Source organism: Nonomuraea deserti (assembly GCF_004348685.1).
Taxonomy (GTDB): domain Bacteria; phylum Actinomycetota; class Actinomycetes; order Streptosporangiales; family Streptosporangiaceae; genus Nonomuraea; species Nonomuraea deserti.
In genome coordinates this window covers 1-3,035 of the sequence record NZ_SMKO01000368.1, presented here as the reverse complement: position 1 = coordinate 3,035, position 3,035 = coordinate 1, and the positions used below count along the sequence as shown (strand labels likewise).

General features: G+C 69.7%; 3 protein-coding genes. All 3 read right to left on the bottom strand.

Going from position 1 to position 3,035, the window contains the following annotated elements:
• Positions 1-381: 381 nt before the first annotated feature.
• Positions 382-858 (bottom strand): Lrp/AsnC family transcriptional regulator, encoded by a 477-nt coding sequence (locus E1292_RS49975; protein ID WP_132606810.1) that lies wholly within the window; start codon positions 856-858, stop codon positions 382-384.
• A 23-nt stretch (positions 859-881) separates the two neighbouring features.
• Positions 882-1,475: a GTP-binding protein gene (locus E1292_RS49970; protein WP_132606809.1), complete on the bottom strand. Its 594-nt coding sequence runs from the start codon at positions 1,473-1,475 to the stop codon at positions 882-884.
• Positions 1,476-1,733: 258 nt separating this feature from the next.
• Positions 1,734-2,600, bottom strand: a complete 867-nt coding sequence (locus tag E1292_RS49965) for a terpene synthase family protein (protein WP_132606808.1) — start codon at positions 2,598-2,600, stop codon at positions 1,734-1,736.
• Between the last annotated feature and the right edge of the window lie 435 nt (positions 2,601-3,035).

Genomic DNA, 3,035 nt, shown 5'->3' with positions numbered 1-3,035 from the left:
CGCCCCTTACCGTCGCCCGGCCGGCCCCCGCGCCCCTTCCGGTCGCCCAGACGGACGCGCCACCTGCCACTTCGCGGCGGATCCCCATGCGACGACCCGGCGGGCGCTGCTCCGGTGTGCGGCCGATCAGCGTGCAGAGGGTCGGCGTGCAGAGGGTCGGCGTGCGGCGGGTTCGAGGCGCGGCGGGCGCGGCGACGGAGACCCCGCCATCCGGGCTCCCCCATCGTCCGCCTCGCATTCCCCGCCACGTCCCGCACCCGAACGGGACACGTTCACATCATCGGCCACGCTTGCCCAGGAGGCGCCGATCTCCGGCTCCCCTGGCGTGCCTCGCCGACGAGAGACCCACGCGACCCCCCGGACGGGGCGGGCCGGACGGGGTCAGCCGGTGCGCTCGTGGCCCGCGCCGGACTCGTCGGCCAGCTCGGGGGCGCGGTGCTCGTAGGGGGTGCTCAGCACGACCGTCGTGCGGGTCGAGACGTTGGCCGAGGCGCGGATCTGCTGCAGCAGGTCCTCGAGCGCCACCGGCGAGGCCACGCGGACCTTCAGGATGTAGCTCTCGTCACCCGCCACGCTGTGGCACGCCTCGATGGCCGTCAGGTGCGCCAGCCGATCGGGGGCGTCGTCGGGGGCGGCAGGGTCGATCGGCTTGATCGACACGAAAGCGGTCATCGGCAGCCCGACGGCGTCGTGGTCGATGATCGCGGCGTATCCGCGGACGACTCCTCGCTTCTCCAGCCTGCGTACGCGCTGGTGCACGGCCGAGACCGAGAGCCCGGTCTCCCTGGCCAGATCGGTGAAGCTCATGCGGCCGTCGCGGGCCAGCAGCGTGACGATCCGGCGGTCGATTTCCTCCACCGGTCAAAGGTAGCCGGTCATGGTCACGACATGGTCCCGACCGGGGAGACGCCCCTGCGGATCGCGTGCTCCATCAGCGTGATGAGCACCTCCCGGCCGGAGTCGCGCTTGCGGGCGTCGCAGAGCACGATGGGGACGTCCGGCTCCAGGCCGATCGCCGAGCGCACCTCTCCGACGGTGAAGGGCCTGCTGCCGTCGAAGCAGTTGAGCGCCACGATGAACGGCTGGTCGCGCTTCTCGAAATAGTCGACGGAGGGGAAACAGTCGTCGAGGCGGCGGGTGTCGGCCAGCACCACGGCGCCGAGCGCGCCCACGGCCAGCTCGTCCCACACGAACCAGAACCGTTCCTGGCCGGGGGTGCCGAACAGGTAGAGCATGTAGTCGTTGCGGATCGTGATGCGGCCGAAGTCCATGGCCACGGTGGTGGTGAGCTTGCGCTCGACGCCTGCCAGGTCGTCGATGTGCGCCCCGATATGGGTGAGCGCCTCTTCCGTGCGCAGGGGCCGGGTCTCGGACACGGCTCCGACCATGGTGGTCTTCCCCGCGCCGAAGCCCCCGGCGATCAGAATCTTGATCGCCGTGGGAAGCCGCCAACGGTCAGTATGACCGAATTCCATCCAGCACCGCCCGTACATCTCCCGCGTATGCACAACCCCGCCCTTGTGGTGCCGTGGTCAGTGGTACCTGTCAAGGCGCGTTGAGGAGGTCGATCCACATGCCTGGCATCGAGACACCCTAGCAACGCCACATTTTCCTCTCAAGCCGCAAGCTTTTACAAGAAACAAAATGTCACGGTTTGTTGCCCATAACACCCTTATTCGCCGATACTGCCCGGCCAGTGTCAAGCTCGCTTGTCAAGGAATCCGACAAGTCTTTTACGCTGTCCGGTCGAAGTCCGAAATTCCGCTGATACCGGCGGTGAAGCCGATCTGTCTTCGCAGGTAGGTGGCGGTGCGCGGGCTGCGCTCCCGTACCGGCTCGATGAGGCCCGCCGCCTCACGCGCCAGCCCGGCCATCGCGTCGCTCACCTCGGTGCTGCTGACGCCGAGGGACAGCACGTTCAAGTCGCCCCAGCTGACGTCCTTGCGGTAGGAGGTGACGTCGCCGAGAAGGTGCAGATAGCGCTGGACCAGCCTGCTGACGTCCCGCAGATCCTCCAGGTGCGCCCTGGCCCAGCGGTCGGCGGTGTAAATCCAGTGCGACAGGTCGACGAAGCACGAGCCGCGGCTGTCGGCGTTGTCGAGGTACCGCTCCAGCGTCGGCACGGCGTCCCTGTCGCGCCACACCCACGCCCTGACCATGCACGCCAGCATCCTGGCGAGCTGGTCGCGCCAGAGCCACCGCAGCTCGCCGAACCCCCCGGCGGTGGCCAGCTCGTCGCGCAGGTCGGCGAGGAAGCGGGTGGCCGCCGACCGGGGCACGGCGCCGTCGGCGACGGACAGGCACTCGCGGACCACGCGGTCGACCTGCTCGCGGGTGATCGCGGTGTGGTTGACCAGCCGGTCGACGGCCATCACCCACAGGGCGGCCCTGTTGACCACCTTCAGGCGGTCGGCGCCGGCCCAGGGCGCGCTGAAGGCCATGGTGAGGGTGAGGGCGTTGTAACACTCCGCGTCGAAGGCCGCCGCGGGGAACAGCCCGCCGTACATCTCCGCGCACCGTCGCAAATCTCTGCCGCATTCGGCGGCCAGCGCGCACGTCCGCCCGAGCTCGAACGCCTCGTCCAGCTCGTCGTCGCGCATCCTAGGGCCGCTCGATCGGCTCGCGGATCATGGGCGACGACCCCCAATATCCGGTTGTATCCTGTTATCGAATTGTTTCATGATCGTGCGCCTGCGATCAAGGTATCAGCAGCGTGGCCGATCAGCCCGCTCCGATGACTGCGGGCGACACTCCCTGGTCGGCCCCGCGCCCCAGGTGCCCGGCCGTCCCCGGGGGGCGCGGCACTGAGCGAGGCCCGGACGGGTCTAGCCGTCCAGGCGTCCCCAGGCCACGGTGGCGTCGTCATGCGGCTTGCCGGACACCGGCCCGCGGGCCGACTCCAGCTCCCGCACGGCCGCGACCAGCGCGGCGGGCCCTCGCGCGGCCAGCGCCGCCGGTGATGACCTGGCGGGCGCTGGCCGGCATGCTGCTGGACGACCGGGAGCGGATGGTCGACTGCTACGACAAGCTCAAAC

Coding starts and splice junctions, on each gene's coding strand:
- E1292_RS49970 (WP_132606809.1), bottom strand. CDS start 1,475: ATGGAATTCGGTCATACTGACCGTTGGCGGCTTCCCACGGCGATCAAG.
- E1292_RS49965 (WP_132606808.1), bottom strand. CDS start 2,600: ATGCGCGACGACGAGCTGGACGAGGCGTTCGAGCTCGGGCGGACGTGC.